The organism is Pseudomonas sp. IT-P218 (assembly GCF_949767605.1).
Taxonomy (GTDB): Bacteria; Pseudomonadota; Gammaproteobacteria; order Pseudomonadales; family Pseudomonadaceae; genus Aquipseudomonas; species Aquipseudomonas putida_AE.
This window is the reverse complement of the sequence record NZ_CATKQQ010000067.1, coordinates 1-536: the sequence shown is the minus strand read 5'-3', so window position 1 is coordinate 536 and position 536 is coordinate 1. Positions and strand designations below refer to the sequence as shown.

Below are 536 nucleotides of genomic sequence, written 5' to 3'. Positions count from 1 at the left end.
GTCAGACCACCACGCTGGAGCGCAAGCCCGACGGCGAAGTGCTGCGCATCCGCCACCCGGACGGCAGCGCCGAATCGTTCACCTACAACGCCCTCGGCCAAGTGCTGACGCACACCGACGGCAAAGGCCAGACCACGCGCCTGCTGCGCACCGCCCGTGGCCTGCCGAGCAGCCGCCAGGACGCCAAAGGCCAGCGCATCCGCTACGAGTACGACCCGGCGATTCGCCTGACCGCGCTGATCAACGAAAACAACGCGACGTACCAGTTCGCCTACGATGCGTGCGACCGGTTGATCGAAGAAAAACGCATCGACAACCTGACCCGGCGCTTCAGCTACAACCTCGGCGGGCATCTGACCCAGGTCGATGAAGCCGGCTACGGCGAACGCGGTGAACGGCCACAACGCCGCACCGAATTCGAACGCGATAGCATTGGCCGGTTGCTGGCCAAACTCAATGCCGATGCCCGTCAGGATTACGTGTATGACGACGCTGATCGCCTGCTGTCGATCCAGCGCCTGCCGACCGCGCAGGGC

The 536-nt window shown here is 64.9% G+C and carries 1 pseudogene; it reads left to right on the top strand.

Going from position 1 to position 536, the window contains the following annotated elements:
- Positions 1–536, top strand: a pseudogene (locus ACM6I6_RS26165) (type IV secretion protein Rhs); the annotation flags it as partial.